Here is a 14,479-nt window from a genome sequence, read left to right on the forward strand (position 1 = left end):
CTCCACGACCTCCTCGACCGCCTCGTCGGCGGTGAGCGCGTCACTGGTCACGGAACGCACCGGTTGCTGCTGGAAGAGGTCACGTCTCGACAGTAGGCGCCGCCACCGACACGGGCACGGACCGACGCACACCTACGCTAAGCCAGTGAGCAACAGCGGACGTACAGAGCGCCGGTCCTCGGGCTGGGTGATCGGTCGCGTCGCCGGCGCCCCGATCATCGTGGCGCCGAGCTGGGTGCTCGCGGCGATCGTGCTGACCCTGTTCATCGCCCCGAGCGTGCGCCGGTGGCTCGGCGGCGACGTCGGCCCGCGCAACTACGTCGTCGCCTTCGGCTTCGTCCTGCTGCTGTTCGCCTCCGTGCTCGTGCACGAGCTCGCGCACGGCCTCATGGCGCGCGCACGCGGTCAGCAGCCCCGTGAGTTCGTCCTCACCCTGTGGGGCGGGCACACGAGCTTCGGTGGCGTCTCGCCGACACCGCTGACCAGCATCCTGGTCGCGATCGTGGGACCCATCTCCAACCTGCTCCTCGCAGCGGCGTTCGCCTTCCTGGCGGCCCGGGTGGGGACGGACAGCGTCGGCGGCCTGCTGCTCTGGTCGGGCGCCGTCTCCAACGGGTTCCTGGGGGCCTTCAACCTGATCCCCGGCCTGCCGCTGGACGGTGGCTGGGTGCTCGAGGCGGCTGTCTGGGGGATCACCAAGAACCGGCACACCGGCACCGTCGTCGCGGGCTGGGCCGGTCGTGTGGTCGCCGTCGGTGTGCTCGCCTGGGCGCTGGTCGTCCCCCTCCTCGACGGCCGGCAACCCGCCTTCAGCGACGTGATCTGGGCCGCGCTGATCGGTGCGTTCCTGTGGTCGGGGGCGTCCGCAGCGGTCCGCGGCGGACGCACGCAGAAGGCCGTGCAGAAGCTCACCCTCGCCTCGATCGGGCGTCCCGCGGTCGGCGTCGGCCACACCGACTCGATAGCCCACGCCGGCGCCGTCGCGGCTGCCGCAGGTGTCGAGGAGGTGGTGATCCTGTCGCCCGACGGGCGCCCCGCGGCGTACGTCGACCGAGCTGCGGCTGCCTCCGTCCCGGCCGAAGCCGCGGGCACGACGCCGGTGACCGCCGTCGCCATCCCGTTGCCAGGCGGTGCGACCGTCGACGGCCGGCTGGAGGGCCAGGCGCTCGTCGGGGCCGTGGGTGAGGCGACCCGGAGCTCGCCGGTCGTGGCCGCGCTCGTCGACGGCAAGGTGGTCGGGCTGATCCGCGCGATGGACGTCGTCGCCGCCATCCGCTCCTAGACTCGGGGACCGTGAACCCCGACCAGACGTCCACCGGTGCCGCGCAACGCCGCGGTCCCTTCCGTGCGGGCGACCGCGTGCAGCTCACCGACCCGCGCGGCCGGCTGCACACGATCACTCTCGCCGAGGGCGGGTCGTTCCACACGCACCGCGGCTACCTCACCCACGACTCGCTGCTGGGCGCTCCCGAGGGCACCGTCGTACGCAACACCTCGGGCATCGAGTACCTCGCGGTGCGGCCTCTGCTGGCCGACTACGTGCTGTCGATGCCGCGCGGCGCGGCCGTGGTCTACCCCAAGGACTCGGGCCAGATCGTCGCCATGGCCGACATCTACCCCGGCGCACGCGTGATCGAGGCCGGCGTCGGCTCGGGCGCCCTCACGATGTCGCTCCTGCGTGCCGTCGGTGATGGCGGCTCGCTGCACTCGATCGAGCGCCGCGAGGACTTCGCCGCGATCGCCCGCGGCAACGTCGAGGGCTTCTTCGGTGGCCCGCACCCGGCGTGGCAGCTCTCCGTCGGAGACCTCTCGGACGTTCTGCCGACGGTCGCCGAGCCCGGCAGCATCGACCGCGTCGTCCTCGACATGCTGGCCCCGTGGGAGAACCTCGAGGCCGTCGCCGAGGCCCTCGCGCCCGGTGGGGTCTTCATCTCGTACGTCGCGACGACGACCCAGCTCTCGCGACTGGCCGAGGACATCCGCTCTGACGGCCGCTACACGGAGCCTGAGGCCTGGGAGTCGATGGTGCGCGGCTGGCACCTCGAAGGTCTCGCGGTCCGGCCGCAGCACCGCATGATCGGCCACACCGGCTTCCTGCTCACGACCCGTCGGCTCGCGGACGGAGTCGACGCCCCGCAGCGTCGGCGACGACCCGCCAAGGGCGCTTACCCCGTCGCGGCGGACGGTGCGCCGGCCGTCGACGACGCCGAGCTGTGGTCGCCGGAGGCCATGGGGGAGCGTGCCGTGAGCGACAAGAAGCTGCGCCGTGCGCGCCGCGACGTCGGCCAGGCGCCCACCCCCTGACGTGCCCTGGGGAGTGCGCCGGCGAAGGTGACGAACCGGCAACAGTTCGTCGCGTCGCGCCCCCGACGTTTGACTCGTGTGACTAAGGTCGTCGGACCAGCAGGCACAACGCGGTGCAGGATGGAGACGGAGACTGACACGCGCAAGCGGAACGGAGGCCGACGACATGACCGATCCGGCAGCCCCTGGGCGGGACCTGCACCGAGAGATGAGTGTCCTGGCGGCCAAGAACGAGCGCCTCAGCGACGCACTCGTGGCCGCACGTGAGCAGATCATCGACCTCAAGCGCCAGGTGGACGACCTGGCCAAGCCTCCGGGCACCTACGCGACGTTCCTCGGATCGCGCGACGACGGCACCGTCGACATCATCTCGGCCGGCCGCAAGATGCACGTGGGCGCCAGCCCCTCGCTCGACGTCACGAAGCTGCGCCCCGGCCAGGAGGTCATGCTGAACGAGGCGCTCACGGTCGTCGAGGCGGGCGGGTACGAGGAGGTCGGCGAGATCGTCACCGTCAAGGAGCTGCTCGGCACCGACCGTGCGCTCGTCGTGGGTCGCGGTGACGAGGAGCGGGTCGTCCGCTTCGCCGGTCAGGTCCGGGACGCACACGTGCGCGTCGGCGACGCCCTGACCATCGACTCCCGCAGCGGGTTCGTGTTCGAGGTCATCCCGCGCGCCGAGGTCGAGGACCTGGTGCTCGAAGAGGTCCCGGACATCGACTACAAGGACATCGGCGGCCTCGGACCGCAGATCGAGGCGATCCGCGATGCCGTCGAGCTGCCGTTCCTTCACCCCGAGCTGTTCCGCGAGCACGGTCTCAAGCCACCCAAGGGCGTCCTGCTGTACGGACCGCCCGGATGTGGCAAGACGCTCATCGCCAAGGCCGTCGCGCACTCGCTGGCGGCCACCGCAGCGGCTGCGCGCGGCGAGGACACCGCCGACACGAAGAGCTTCTTCCTGAACGTCAAGGGTCCGGAGCTGCTCAACAAGTACGTCGGCGAGACCGAGCGGCACATCCGGCTCATCTTCGCCCGGGCCCGCGAGAAGGCGTCGCAGGGGCACCCCGTCGTCGTGTTCTTCGACGAGATGGAGTCGCTGTTCCGGACCCGTGGGACGGGCGTGTCCAGCGACGTCGAGACGACGATCGTTCCGCAGCTGCTGAGCGAGATCGACGGCGTCGAGCGGCTCGAGAACGTCATCGTCATCGGCGCCTCGAACCGTGAGGACATGATCGACCCGGCCATCCTGCGGCCCGGCCGCCTGGACGTGAAGATCAAGATCGAACGGCCCGACGCCGAGGGTGCGCGCGAGATCTTCGCGAAGTACCTGGTGCCGAGCCTGCCGATCCACCCGGACGACCTCTCCGAGCACGGTGGGTCGCCCAGCGAGGCCGTCGACGCGATGATCAGCCGGGTCGTCGAGCGGATGTACACCGAGAGCGAAGAGAACCGGTTCCTGGAGGTCACCTACGCGAGCGGCGACAAGGAGGTCCTGTACTTCAAGGACTTCAACTCGGGCGCGATGATCCAGAACGTCGTCGACCGGGCCAAGAAGTCGGCGATCAAGGACTTCCTGTCCAGCGGGACGCGCGGCATCCGGGTCGAGCACCTGCTCACCGCGTGCGTCGACGAGTTCCGTGAGAACGAGGACCTGCCGAACACGACCAACCCCGACGACTGGGCCCGCATCTCCGGGAAGAAGGGCGAGCGCATCGTCTTCATCCGGACGATCGTGCAGGGCAAGAAGGGTGCCGAGGGCTCGCGCACCATCGAGACGGTCACGAGCACCGGTCAGTACCTGTAGGCGGACACCGGCGAGCACAGTTGCGGGGCGACCCTAGGGTGGTCCCGTGACTGTGCGCCGCGTGATGGGGATCGAGACCGAGTACGGGATCCTCCAGCCCGGACGCCCGATGGCCAACCCGATGCTGCTCTCCTCGCACGTCGTCGCGGTTCACGCGGCGGCCCGGGAGGGTGCCCGCACGCGCGCCCGGTGGGACTACGACGACGAGGACCCGCTGCACGACGCCCGAGGGTTCCACCTGCAGCGGGCGTCGGCCCACCCCTCGTTGCTGACGGACGACCCCGAGGTCCCGGCACCCTCGGGCGACGGACCGCAGGCCCTCCCGCGTGCCTCGACCGACGACTACGAGGACCCGGGCGCCGCCAACGTCATCCTCACCAACGGCGCTCGCCTGTACGTCGACCACGCGCACCCGGAGTACTCGTCCCCCGAGGTCACCAACCCGCTCGACGCGGTGCGCTGGGACCGCGCCGGGGAGCGGGTGATGCTCGCCTCGGTGCGCGCGCTCGCCTCCACGCAGGCGCTGCCGGACGTCGCGCTCTACAAGAACAACGTGGACGGCAAGGGTGCCACCTACGGGATGCACGAGAACTACCTGGTGGACCGGGCGGTGCCGTTCAACGACCTCGCGGCGCGCCTCATCCCGTTCTTCGTCACGCGGCAGGTGTTCACCGGCGCCGGTCGCGTCGGGCTTGGTCAGCGTGGCGAGGTGGCGGGCTTCCAGCTGGCCCAGCGTGCCGACTACATGGAGGCCGAGATCGGCCTCGAGACGACCCTTCGGCGCCCGATCATCAACACGCGCGACGAGCCGCACGCGGACCCGGACCGGTGGCGCCGGCTGCACGTCATCATCGGCGACGCGACGATGCTCGAGGTCTCCACGTACCTGCGCCTGGGCACCACGTCGCTCGTGCTGTGGCTCATCGAGCGCGCCGTCACGGACGGGGGAGCCGGGGGTGCTCTCGCGATCATCGACCGTCTGACGCTGCGCGACCCGGTGCAGGCGGTCCACACGGTCAGCCACGACCTGACCCTGACCGCGCGGATCGAGCTCGTGGACGGTCGACGGCTGACCGCTCTCGAGATCCAGGGCGAGTACCTGCGTGCCGTCCGCACCGCGCTGTCGTTCTCGGGTGACGAGCTGGACGAGCAGAGCGCCGACGTCCTGGAGCGTTGGGCGTCCGTCCTCGACCGGCTCGCGACCGACCCGGCGAGCTGTGCCCGTGAGGTCGAGTGGCTGGCCAAGCTGAGGCTCCTCGAGGGCATGCGCCGGCGTGACCATCTCGCCTGGGACCACCCACGGCTCGCGGCGATGGACCTCCAGTGGTCCGACGTGCGGCCTGAGCGGGGGCTCTACCACCGGTTGGTCAGCGCCGGCGCGGTCGAGCTGCTGGTGACGCCCGAGCAGGTGTCCGAGGCGGTCCTGCACCCGCCCCGTGACACGCGCGCCTACTTCCGCGGCGAGGCCGTCGCCCGGTACGGCACGGAGATCTCGGCGGCGAGCTGGGACTCGGTGGTGTTCGACGTCGCGGGGGCGGCGACGTTGCAGCGGGTCCCCATGCGCGACCCGCTACGCGGTACTGCTGCGCACGTGGAGGGCCTCCTGGACGCGAGCCCGGACGCGGCAGCACTCCTCGAGGCGCTCGGCGCCTGACGTCAGCTCATCTCGCTGACGTACCGGACGGCCTCCTTGGCGTCCCGAAGGCGCCGCTCGTAGGTCAGGCCGAGCCCGAGCAGGGCGGCGCCGCCCACGGCGAGGACGACCCACCAGCCGAGCCCGCCGATCGCCTGGCGCGTCACGGGTGCGAGCTGCAGGACCACCTCGACCACGAGTGCCGACGAACCGACCAGGAACGGTGCCTGCCAGCGACGCGCGGCACCCGCCCAGACGGCGACGATCCCGCCCGCGAGCACCCAGCCCACCCGCCATCCGTCGCTCGCGATCAGGGTGACGAGCGTCGGCGCCGCGAGCGCTCCGGCGAGGCCCGGGCCCAGGGCGGTCCAGGTCGGGGTCTGGGGGAACGCACGCATCCGCACTCCGCCGACGAGCAGTGCGGGCAGACCGAAGACGACGAGGACGACTGCGTCTGCGGGGACCGGCGAGTCGCGGTTCAAGGCGGCGACGGTGCCGGCGACGAGCAGCATCGCGCCGAGACCCAGAAAGTCCGCCGGCAACGGTGACCAGCGCGCGACACGCTCTCCGGGCAGCGCGGCCAGCCCAGCGACACCGCGAGCCCCGAGGTACGTGCCCAGTGCCGCGGCGACGCAGATCCGCACGATGCCGAGCGCGCCGTCGTCATGTGCCAGCAGCCCGGGCAGGGTGGCGACGACCATGACGACCCACGGCGCGCCGCGGCGGACGACGGCGTCCCGGCCGGGTCGGGCGAGCAACCAGCCGACGCACGCCCCGGCCAGCAGCGCCGCAGCGGGCAGCGCCCACAGCTCGATCGGGGGCTGCGGCTCGGTCCAGCTCTCCCTCGCCAGGACGACCGCCTGTCGCGCCGGCCCGAGCAGGGCGAGGAGGCCGCCGACCGCCGCCAGGGCCAGCACAGGGTCGACGCCCGTGGTGTGCGGGGTCGACCGGCGCCGCACGACGACCAGCGACGTCAGGACGAGGACCGCTGATGCCACCGTGGCGAGCACGGTGCGGTCGAGGCTCGTGCTCCCGAGCCTGAGCGGGTCGGCGATCACGGCGGTCGGGACGGTGGCGAGCGCGAGCCCGCTGCCGAGCAGGACGGCCGCCTGCGGTCCACCGCGCCACCAGCGGAACCCTCCGACGATCGCGAGGGTGACGCCGAGCGGCGCGAGGTATGCCTCGGGCACGCCGACGTCCTGAACCGTGAGCGCGCACCACGACGCCGCCACGAGCATCCCGAGCGCGACCCAGAGCTCGACGCGTCGGTCCGGTCGGACCGAGCATGCCGCCGCGACGAGGGCTGCGAGGACGAACGCGAGTGCCGCGGTCGAGGCGCTGTGTGCACCGGAGGCCAGGACGCCCGCGACGACGACGCCCCACCCGGAGAGCTCGAGCGGTGCCCGTCGGACGAGTGCGGCTGGCAGGGAGCCCGCGGCCACGGCGGCGATGCCGCCGATGGTCACGACGAGCAGGCAGGTCGCGACGGCGTCGGGCCGTCCCGCCAGCTGGTTCGCCGTCGCCAGGGCCAGCGCTGTCGACGGTGCGACCGCTGCGGTGGCGGCGACGAGGACCGTGGTCGTCAGGCGCCCGCGACCGCGCACCGCGACGCCGAGCACGGCCAGGGACACCGTGAAGCCGAGGACGACCGCGGGCCCGGCGACGGCCGGCGCCGACGTCGCGCTGACGGCCCATGTCACGGCGCCGACAACACCGCCGACGGCGAGCGCCGTGTGCCGATCGAGCGCGCCCGACGCGACCCACAGGGCCACCACGGTCAGGATCGCGACGGCGAGAGCTGCGGCGACGGCCAAGGGTTCGGCGACCTCACCGGCGGTCAGCAGCTGGGCCAGCGCCGCCCACCCGAGGACGGCGGTCGCGAACGTCGAGACGGCGCGGGACGTCTCGGTACCGCCCCACCATCGGGCCGAGTACGCGAGCGCCGTGCTCGCCGCCAGGACGCCACCGAGCCACCACGGCTGCCCCGCACTCGCGAGCAGCGCCGCGACCAGACCGAGCGTCGCGGTGGCCCGCAGGTACCGGCGCAGCCAGCCGAGGCGCAGGAGGCCGGCGACCCCCGACGCGAGGCTGACACCGAGCAGCGTCGCGTTCGCCGACTCGCCTCCGGCAACGGCGCCGGCGACGATTGCGAGGACGCCGGCCAGCGGGGCAGCCACGTGCCGGGCGACCCGGCGAGCCGGTCCACGGCGCCAGCGGGCGACCACGGTGAGGAGGACGACCAGTGCGGCGGACCCGCCGAGGACGCTCGCCGCCTCATCCCAGGTCGCCTCGCCGGGGTGAGTGATCGCGGACCCGCCCAGAGCGGCGAGCTGCGCGAGGGTCGACAGGCCGATGACGAGGGTGGTGAGCGTCGCCGCATCGGTCGCCTGCGCGGCGAGAGTGCGTCCCGGCCTGCCCCGCGGCCACCGGGACACGGCGAGTACGCCTGCGACGGCGAGCACGACGGGGAGCACGACGGCGTCCAGACCGAGAACCACCGAGACGGCCGCCGCTGCGGTCACGCCGAAGATGCCGAACCCGACTGCCCAGAACCAGCCTGCGACCGGGCGGCGGTCGGCTGCGTGCGCCGCGCGAGCGGCCAGGACGGCCTGGGCGAGGTTGAGCACGGCGCCGACCAGCAGGACGGCGATCCCCGACCAGACGTCGCCGTCTCCGACCGTCGTGACGATTGCGACGACCGCGACGATCCAGGCGAGCGTGACGCCGAAGACCGCCGCGACGTCGAGCACACCGCGCTCCGCGGACCGGTCGAGCCGGCGCATCTGCGGGACGAAACGAAGGGTCGCGATCACGGTGACGCCGAGCAGCAGGGCGGCAGCCTCCGCCACGGAGCGGACGTGGCCGAGGAGCATCAGCGGGGCGAGGGGAGCCAGCAGCGTGGCGGTGACGGTTCCCGCCCGGATCCCCGTCCGGCTTCCGTACGCGCCGAGCAGGGCGGCGCACGCGAGACAGGCGACGGCGGCGTAGACACCGGGGTCGGGACCCGGGGCCAGACCGATGGCGTAGACGGCCCAGGCGTCGAGGACGACGAGGACCGCGCCGAGCACGCCCACGGCCTGGGCGGACCCCTCGAGCTCGCGACGTTCGAGGACGGGTGCCAGTACGAGGACGCCGACGGTCCCGACCGCGATGACGAGGCCGCGCTGGCCGACGTCCATGACGTCCCAGCTGAAGACGAGGAACACCAGGCTCGCGACCGCGAGGAGCGCGACACCGAGGATCTGGAGCACCGACTGCACGCGCAACGGCGGGCGCGGCGGGCCGACCGGCGCAGGTGCGGTCCACCGCGGAGGGACAGCCGGGGCAAAGGTCACGGGTGCGGGTGCCGGGCGCGGAGCACGGCTACCCGAGTCCGCCGGGAATCCGGCGGGCACGGGCGGAGGTGTGACGGCGACCCGGGCGTGGGGTACGGCGGCCACGCGCACCCGGGCGGCGAGCACCGCGCGCGCCTCGATCGCGGCCACCGCGTCGAGCGACGCCTGCCAGATCTGTGCGCCCGCGTCGCCCGACAGGTCGATCCAGCACGTCCCACAGGTCGTCGTGGCGATCGGGCTGCCGCAGGACGGGCACGCCGCGGTGTCGAGCAGGATGCGCCGGGCACGAGCCATCTCGGAGGTCAGGTGGATCTCGGGCTCCGTCATGCGGCGATGATGGCAGCGCCGCGAACCCGGTGACGCACCAATCGCTGATCTGTGGAGAACCTTCCCTCGTCCGGTCCTGCGTGCTGCCCGTCGCACGACACGCAGGCACCGGCATCAGCAGGCGGTGGCCTCGCCCGCGGGCGGCACGGTGCGCCGCGCCGGACCGTCCGTACCGCGGGCGTCCGGGCCGGGCCGGGCCGAGGATGGGCCTAGGGTGGAGGTCAGGACGTCAGCTGGCACACCGGGAGGTCACGATGGCTGGTCAGGATCAGGTACGCCCTCGTCGCGAGGACGAGGAACCGGGCGACGCGCCCGAGACACCTACCCCCGCGACGCCCAGCGCGCAGTCCCGAGACGCGGACGTCGACGCCCTGCTCGACGAGATCGACGACGTCCTGGAGTCCAACGCGGAGCAGTTCGTGCGCGGGTTCGTCCAGAAAGGCGGCCAGTGAACCAGTACGACACGTCCGCCTCCGGGCGGCTGCCGCACGCGTTCACGACGCCCGGCTCGTCGTCGTTCGTGGAGTTCCTGTCCAGCCACGCACCGCACCTGCTGCCCGGCAGCCGCCCCACCGGGGAGCTGCAGGCGCCGCACGGCACCACGATCGTCTCCCTGACGTTCGACGGCGGCATCGTCATGGCGGGCGACCGCCGCGCGACGATGGGCTCGATGATCGCGAGCCGCGACATCGAGAAGGTGTTCCCGGCCGACGAGTACTCGGCGGTCGGCATCGCCGGCACGGCCGGTCTCGCCATCGAGCTCGTCCGGCTGTTCCAGCTCGAGCTCGAGCACTACGAGAAGATCGAGGGCTCGCTGCTCTCGCTCGACGGCAAGGCGAACCGCCTGGCGACGATGATCCGGGGCAACCTCGGCCTCGCGATGCAGGGCTTGGCCGTGGTGCCGCTGTTCGGGGGCTACGACCTCGACAAGCGCACCGGGCGGATCTTCTCGTACGACGTCACGGGCGGCCGCTACGAGGAGCACGACCACCACGCGGTGGGCTCGGGCTCCGTGTTCGCGCGCGGCTCGCTGAAGAAGACGTGGAAGCACGACCTGGACGCCGCCGGTGCGGTCCGGGTCGCGGTCGAGGCCCTCTGGGACGCCGCCGACGACGACTCCGCGACGGGCGGCCCCGACCGTACGCGGGGCATCTGGCCCGTCGTCGCGACGGTCACGGAAGCCGGCTACCTACGGGTGTCCGACGAGGAGCTGAGCGCGATCGTCGAGACGGTCGAGGAGCAGCGACGAGGAGCCCACCGCGCGCGGGGAGGTGGCCAGCGATGAGCATGCCGTTCTACGTCTCGCCCGAGCAGCTCATGAAGGACCGGGCCGACTACGCGCGCAAGGGCATCGCCCGCGGGCGGTCGGTCGTGGTCCTGCAGTACGACGACGGCATCGCGTTCGCGACCGAGAACGCGTCGCGCGCGCTGCACAAGATCTCGGAGATCTACGACCGGATCGGCTTCGCGGCCGTCGGCAAGTACAACGAGTTCGAGAACCTCCGGGTCGCCGGCGTGCGCTACGCGGACCTGCGGGGCTACTCCTACGACCGCGAGGACGTGAGCGTCCGGGGTCTGGCCAACGCGTACGCGCAGACGCTCGGCACCGTGTTCACGACGGAGTCCAAGCCGCTCGAGGTCGAGATCGTCGTCGCCGAGGTCGGCCGAGCGGCTGCGGGCGACCAGATCTACCGGCTCGCCTACGACGGGTCCGTGACCGACGAGCACGGGTACGTCGTCATGGGGGGTCAGGCCGAGCGCCTCGGCGCTGTCGTCGCCGAGGACTGGCGTGCAGGGATGTCTCTGCCCGAGGTCCTGGCGCTCGCCGTCCGGACGCTGGGGTCACCGGCGGACGAGAGCGGTGAGCAGCGAGTCATCCCCGCCGCGCAGCTGGAGGTCGCTGTGCTGGACCGGACGCGACCGCGGCGCACGTTCCGTCGGTTGGCGGGCCCCTTGCTGGAGGACCTGCTCGACTGACAGGTGGCACGGCACGACTCGAAGGAGGAACAGCGATGGACAGGCGGATCTTCGGCCTGGAGACCGAGTACGGCGTGACGTGCGCCGCCCAGGACGGGCGTGGGCTGTCGGCCGACGAGGTCGCGCGCTACCTCTTCCGCAAGGTCGTGGCCTGGGGCCGTTCGTCCAACGTGTTCCTGCGCAACGGGTCGCGGCTCTACCTCGACGTCGGCTCGCACCCGGAGTACGCGACCGCGGAGTGCGACGACGTCCGGCAGCTGGTCACGCACGACCGGGCCGGCGAGCGCATCCTGGAGGGCCTCGTCGCCGATGCCCAGCAGAGGCTCGAGCACGAGGGACTGCCCGGCACGATCCACCTGTTCAAGAACAACACCGACTCGGCAGGCAACTCCTACGGCTGCCACGAGAACTATCTCGTGCGGCGGCAGGGTGACTTCTCGCGGCTGTCCGACGTGCTGGTGCCCTTCCTCATCACGCGGCAGATCCTCACGGGTGCCGGCAAGGTGCTGACGACCCCGCGCGGTGCGGTCTACTGCCTGTCGCAGCGCGCCGACCACATCTGGGAGGCCGTCTCGAGCGCCACCACGCGCTCGCGGCCGATCATCAACACGCGCGACGAGCCGCACGCGGACGCCGAGCACTACCGCCGCCTGCACGTGATCGTGGGCGACTCGTCGATGTCGGAGACGACGACCATGCTCAAGGTCGGCGCGACCGACCTGCTGCTGCGCATGATCGAGGCGGGCGTCCCCATGCGGGAGATGACGCTGGAGAACCCGATCCGGGCGATCCGCGAGATCAGCCACGACATGACGGGCATGCACCCGATCACGATGGCGAACGGTCGCACCGTCACGGCGGTGGACCTGCAGGAGGAGTACCTGACGCGGGTCACCGACTTCCTGGCCGGTGAGGGCGGGCCGACTCCGGAGAACAAGCAGGTGCTCGACCTGTGGGAGCGCGGGCTGCGCGCGCTGCGGACCGGTGACCTGTCGCTCGTGGAGCGCGAGCTCGACTGGGTCATCAAGTACAAGCTCATCGAGCGCTACCAGGCCAAGCACAACCTGGAGCTGTCGGACGTGCGGGTGCAGCGCCTGGATCTCGCGTACCACGACATCTCGCGCACGGAGGGCCTCTACAACCTGCTCGCGGCACGCGGCATGGTCGAGCGGGTCACCACCGACCTCGAGATCTTCGAGGCCACCGCGGTGCCTCCGCAGACCACCCGGGCGAAGCTGCGGGGCGACTTCGTGCGCGCCGCGCAGGATGCCCGTCGCGACTACACGGTCGACTGGGTGCACCTCAAGCTCAACGACCAGGCGCAGCGGACCGTGCTGTGCAAGGACCCGTTCCGCAGCGTCGACGAGCGGGTGGATCGGCTCATCGAGTCGATGTGACGGGCGTGTGAGGGACTGCCGGAACAGTCCTGGATCAACAGCCGGTGACCGTACAGTGTCCCGGTGCGTCGGCCGGATCCGTCCGGGCAACGCCGAGCCTGTCTGTGAACAGCACCTGATCTGCCCGCATCGAGGAGGACCGACCGTGCGACGACTGCGCGCCCTGGCCGCCATGGCCGCGCTCGCGCTCACCCTCCTCGCGGTCGGCGGTTGCAGCACCCCGGAGACCACGAAGCCCGAGGTCACGGTCACCGGCGAGCCGGGTTCCGCGCCGACGATCACGTACCTCACGCCACTCGAGGTCGGATCGACGGACACCGAGCAGATCTGGCCGGGGACCGGTCCGGAGCTCGTCGACGGGCAGGCGGTCCTCATCGACTTCTGGCTAGAGGACGCGACCGACGCGTCGCTGGTCAAGGAGAGCTACTCGAGCAAGCCCACCGCGCTCCTGCTCACCGAGGTCGACCTGGGCAAGGACCTCTACCAGACGCTCCAGGGCCAGAACGTCGGGGCACGGATGCTCCAGGTCAGCCCCGGCAGCGGCACGGGCGCCACGGACTACCCGACCGTGACGGTGATCGACGTGCTCCCGACGCGCGCGTCCGGAGAAGCGGTCCCGCCGCTGTCGAGCCTCCCGGCGGTCACGCTCGACGCCTCCGGGGCGCCGTCGATCACCCCGACGGGGACCGAGCCACCCTCGACGCTCGTCGCCCAGCCGCTCGTCCGGGGCGCCGGAGACCAGGTCGAGGCCGACGACATCGTGACGGTCCAGTACACGGGCTTCGCGTGGACGTCCGGCGAGTCGTTCGACTCCACGTGGTCGCACGACGGACTGCCCGTGTCCTTCTCGCTGCAGGACGTCCAGGCGTGGGCCGACGGGCTGGTCGACCAGCCGGTCGGCAGCCAGGTGATGCTCGTCGTGCCGCCGACGTATGCGCTCGGCGTCACGGACAGCGAGGAGCTGTCCGGCCAGACCGTCGTCTTCGTCGTGGACATCCTCGACACACGCCGTCCTGAGCCTGCCGCAGGCTGATCAGACGGGGAGTGCCGCGCCCAGCTCGGCGAGATCGTCCTCGGCGCCCTGGAGCTCGACGTCGGCCGCCGCGCCCCGCCCGAACAGGTAGAGCGCGAGCTCGCCCACCTCGCCGTGGACGACGACCGAGCCGCGTTCGTCACGAGCGCGGTGCAGGAGGTGCCGGACCCCGTCGGGCCTCACGAGGATCACGCCCGGACGCACCTGCCGCAGCCGTGTGCCGCCGCGCCCGAGCAGCGCCGCCCAGAGGGCCTGCTCATGGTCAGGATCCAACGTCCGGGGCGAGCTCGAGCCGGCTCCACGACGCACGTCCTCGGTGTGCACGAACAGCTCGACCAGGTTGACGAGCTCCTGCGCCCACGCGATGGGGTGGAGCTTCGGAGGTCCGGCTGCGACGCGGTCCACGAGGTCCTGGTAGGCCCCGGGCGTGGCCGACCGGTCGGCCAGCCGGTCGATCGCCGACTCGGCCCGACCGGACAGGGCCGGCACGACGAGCGCGAGCCCGACCAACGGGTCACGCTCGCGCAGCACGATGTGCGCCGCGAGGTGGCGGGCCTGCCAGCCCTCGCACAGAGTGGGGGCGTCGGGTGCGACGGCGCTGAGGGCCTCGGACAGCTGCTCGCGCTCGATCGTGTGCCAAGGCATGTCGCATGCTCGCACGGACCGGGTTGG

11 protein-coding genes are annotated in these 14,479 nt (G+C 72.1%); 9 read left to right on the top strand and 2 right to left on the bottom strand.

Going from position 1 to position 14,479, the window contains the following annotated elements; genetic code table 11:
• Positions 1-145: 145 nt before the first annotated feature.
• From AC1DPN_RS13625 to dop, 4 genes are all read left to right on the top strand, one after another.
• Complete coding sequence (locus tag AC1DPN_RS13625; RefSeq protein WP_477085300.1) at positions 146-1,282, top strand: site-2 protease family protein; 1,137 nt, start codon at positions 146-148, stop codon at positions 1,280-1,282.
• Positions 1,283-1,293: 11 nt separating this feature from the next.
• Complete coding sequence (locus tag AC1DPN_RS13630) at positions 1,294-2,304, top strand: tRNA (adenine-N1)-methyltransferase (RefSeq protein WP_477085301.1); 1,011 nt, start codon at positions 1,294-1,296, stop codon at positions 2,302-2,304.
• A gap of 166 nt (positions 2,305-2,470) precedes the next feature.
• Positions 2,471-4,105 (top strand): proteasome ATPase, encoded by a 1,635-nt coding sequence (arc, locus tag AC1DPN_RS13635; protein ID WP_477085302.1) that lies wholly within the window; start codon positions 2,471-2,473, stop codon positions 4,103-4,105.
• Between the two features lie 46 nt (positions 4,106-4,151).
• Positions 4,152-5,759, top strand: a complete 1,608-nt coding sequence (gene dop, locus AC1DPN_RS13640; protein ID WP_477085303.1) for a depupylase/deamidase Dop — start codon at positions 4,152-4,154, stop codon at positions 5,757-5,759.
• Between the two features lie 2 nt (positions 5,760-5,761).
• Here the strand turns inward: dop and AC1DPN_RS13645 are convergent, their stop codons facing one another.
• Positions 5,762-9,400, bottom strand: coding sequence for an SCO7613 C-terminal domain-containing membrane protein (locus tag AC1DPN_RS13645; protein WP_477085304.1), 3,639 nt, complete (start codon positions 9,398-9,400; stop codon positions 5,762-5,764).
• Between the two features lie 254 nt (positions 9,401-9,654).
• Here AC1DPN_RS13645 and AC1DPN_RS13650 point away from each other — a divergent pair, with 254 nt between their 5' ends.
• From AC1DPN_RS13650 to AC1DPN_RS13670, 5 genes are all read left to right on the top strand, one after another.
• Entirely contained in the window at positions 9,655-9,852 is a 198-nt protein-coding gene (locus AC1DPN_RS13650; RefSeq protein WP_477085305.1) for a ubiquitin-like protein Pup, read from the top strand.
• Positions 9,849-10,685 carry a proteasome subunit beta gene (gene prcB / locus AC1DPN_RS13655; protein WP_477085306.1) on the top strand — a complete coding sequence of 279 codons (837 nt, stop codon included), beginning with the start codon at positions 9,849-9,851 and terminating at the stop codon, positions 10,683-10,685. The genes AC1DPN_RS13650 and prcB overlap by 4 nt, the downstream gene beginning before the upstream one ends.
• Positions 10,682-11,377, top strand: a complete 696-nt coding sequence (gene prcA, locus AC1DPN_RS13660) for a proteasome subunit alpha (RefSeq protein WP_477085307.1) — start codon at positions 10,682-10,684, stop codon at positions 11,375-11,377. The genes prcB and prcA overlap by 4 nt, the downstream gene beginning before the upstream one ends.
• 35 nt (positions 11,378-11,412) lie before the next feature.
• Positions 11,413-12,774 (top strand): Pup--protein ligase, encoded by a 1,362-nt coding sequence (pafA, locus tag AC1DPN_RS13665; protein ID WP_477085308.1) that lies wholly within the window; start codon positions 11,413-11,415, stop codon positions 12,772-12,774.
• Between the two features lie 145 nt (positions 12,775-12,919).
• Positions 12,920-13,807 (top strand): FKBP-type peptidyl-prolyl cis-trans isomerase, encoded by an 888-nt coding sequence (locus AC1DPN_RS13670; protein ID WP_477085309.1) that lies wholly within the window; start codon positions 12,920-12,922, stop codon positions 13,805-13,807.
• Here AC1DPN_RS13670 and AC1DPN_RS13675 read toward each other — a convergent pair whose 3' ends face one another.
• A complete protein-coding gene (locus AC1DPN_RS13675) occupies positions 13,808-14,452 on the bottom strand; it encodes a TIGR03085 family metal-binding protein (RefSeq protein ID WP_477085310.1) in 645 nt (214 codons plus the stop codon).
• Positions 14,453-14,479 lie beyond the last annotated feature (27 nt).

This window comes from Cellulomonas sp. P4_H4 (genome assembly GCF_056400865.1).

Bases quoted from the DNA above. Each gene is read 5' to 3' on its own strand.
- AC1DPN_RS13650 (WP_477085305.1), top strand. From the start codon at position 9,655: ATGGCTGGTCAGGATCAGGTACGCCCTCGTCGCGAGGACGAGGAACCG.
- prcA (WP_477085307.1), top strand. From the start codon at position 10,682: ATGAGCATGCCGTTCTACGTCTCGCCCGAGCAGCTCATGAAGGACCGG.
- arc (WP_477085302.1), top strand. From the start codon at position 2,471: ATGACCGATCCGGCAGCCCCTGGGCGGGACCTGCACCGAGAGATGAGT.
- AC1DPN_RS13675 (WP_477085310.1), bottom strand. From the start codon at position 14,452: ATGCCTTGGCACACGATCGAGCGCGAGCAGCTGTCCGAGGCCCTCAGC.
- AC1DPN_RS13645 (WP_477085304.1), bottom strand. From the start codon at position 9,400: ATGACGGAGCCCGAGATCCACCTGACCTCCGAGATGGCTCGTGCCCGG.
- pafA (WP_477085308.1), top strand. From the start codon at position 11,413: ATGGACAGGCGGATCTTCGGCCTGGAGACCGAGTACGGCGTGACGTGC.